The organism is Sphaerimonospora thailandensis (genome assembly GCF_016863115.1).
Lineage (GTDB): Bacteria > Actinomycetota > Actinomycetes > Streptosporangiales > Streptosporangiaceae > Sphaerimonospora > Sphaerimonospora cavernae.
Genome location: NZ_BOOG01000120.1, coordinates 1 through 1,797, shown reverse-complemented (window position 1 = coordinate 1,797; position 1,797 = coordinate 1). Strand labels below are relative to the sequence as shown.

Here is a 1,797-nt window from a genome sequence, read left to right as displayed (position 1 = left end):
CCCAGATCTTTCACGATCATGGTGATTGCCGCGCTCCTCTGAAACGATCTTGATGTGGGTGAGGGTTTTGGTGTCCGGGCATGCCGGGGGCCCGGATGTCGCCGGGTGTGGCCCTTGGTCTCCCCTGGCGGGCCGATGAGTCGGGGCCTTTCTGCTCGACGGGACGGGTGGGATGGTGCTCACGGAGGAACGGCCAGGGCGCGGGTCTTGTGCCAGGCGTTGATCAGGTCGATGGTGTGTGGGTGGTCGGCGCACAGGCGGATGAGGCGTTTTCGTGCGCTTCGGACCAGGCGGGCCGGGACGTGGAACAGCAGTCGCCGCAGGGTGGCGGGAGTGGCTGTGGCCAGCACCGGGTGGTGGTCGATGATGAGCAGGCGCAGCCAGGCCAAAAGGTCGGTGGCGAGCGCGACCGCGTGGCACCAGGCCTGGTTGGCGGCCATCGCGTAGAACGGAAGCCGTCGAAGACCGAGGTTCTTCCCCTCTTTGATCACGGATTCGACGTCGGCGTGGTCGCGGTGGAAGGCGTCCTGGCGGGGATGATGATGGCCGGGCAGGTCATGGGCGATGGCCTGGAACCGCTGGCCGCGCCGCTTTTCGATGTCGCTGGCGTTCTTGCGGTGTTTGGGGTGCAGCGGTTCGAGGCGGGCGTGCACGCGCATGCCGCCGGGCCAGCCGTCCTCGTCTCGGGCCAGGTCGAGCAGGCCGGTCAGGTCGGCGACGTAGGCGCGGTCGCGGACCTTTCCCTCGGGGGTGATCGCACACGACCACGCTGTGGCCGGAACCTCGGTGATCGCCGTGCGGATCGGCTCGGTCACGTCGAAGCCCACGCTGTAGTGCCAGGTGTAGCCGTTTTCGGCGGCGGTCTTCTTGATCCACGCGAGCAGGCCCTTGGTGGCGCCCGCCCCGTCACTACGGAAGATGATTTTGCGGCGGTAGCGGGCCGGGATTTGGGCGATCGCCTCGGTTAAGACGGTGATGTGGTCGTCGGTGGTGTTGGAGCCGGCGTTGCCGGGGCGGAGCAGGATCGCGAGGATCTCGCCGGTGTTGGCGCAGGTCACCAGGATCGGATGCAGGCCGAAGACGTGCTTTTTGTACGTCGGGGCCGCGCCCTCCTTCTCGCTGTGGGATTCCACCAGGGACGCGTCGACGTCCACAACAGTCCAGCCGTCCCAGGTGTGCCCGGCGACGCTCAGCCACGGGAAGCCCTGCGGGCGGGCCGCGAGCAGACTCCACATGTGCCGCCGGTGCGCGGCCCGGGCCCGGGTGAGTCGTTCCAGCGTGGCGGCGTCGAGTTCCTCGCCGAACAGCCGCCACGCGGTGACCGGCGAGGCGATCGGGCCGGTCGCCGGGGCTGCTGATGCGACGGTGTCCATCGCGGCGCGGGCCGATGTCGCGCCCATCGCGAGCCCGATCGCGACATCGATCAGGACTTGCCCGCGATCATGGCCGGGGTGGAAGCCGGGAACGGTGAGCGCCGCGGAGGCATGCCCGCGCAGCCCGGACGTCTCGGCGAGCAGCCGCAGGAGCGGTACGCCCGCGGCCGGGATGAGCCCGGACGCGCCGTCGGTCATCTCCAGCGATTTCGACCAGGCTGACGTGCGTTTCTCCAGCTTGCGGCGCCGACGCTCGGATCTAGCACGTTTGATCTTTTTGAGCAACCTGGCGGGGGTCTTATTCTTCATCTTGGAGGTACCGGCCTACTGGGGGATTTTGATCTCGACAATCCAGATCATCCCAGTTCGGGGCGGTACCTCCAGCCATATGTAACGCTACGTGACGATCACTCGGTGCCTGGCG

General features: G+C 67.7%; 1 protein-coding gene. It reads right to left on the bottom strand.

Annotated elements, in window-relative coordinates; translation table 11 throughout:
- Positions 1-179: 179 nt before the first annotated feature.
- Positions 180-1,571: an IS1380 family transposase gene (locus Mth01_RS29190; protein ID WP_204019185.1), complete on the bottom strand. Its 1,392-nt coding sequence runs from the start codon at positions 1,569-1,571 to the stop codon at positions 180-182.
- Positions 1,572-1,797 lie beyond the last annotated feature (226 nt).

What these genes read in the sequence shown, in the direction of transcription:
- Mth01_RS29190 (WP_204019185.1), bottom strand. Translation starts at nt 1,571, where the DNA reads ATGACCGACGGCGCGTCCGGGCTCATCCCGGCCGCGGGCGTACCGCTC.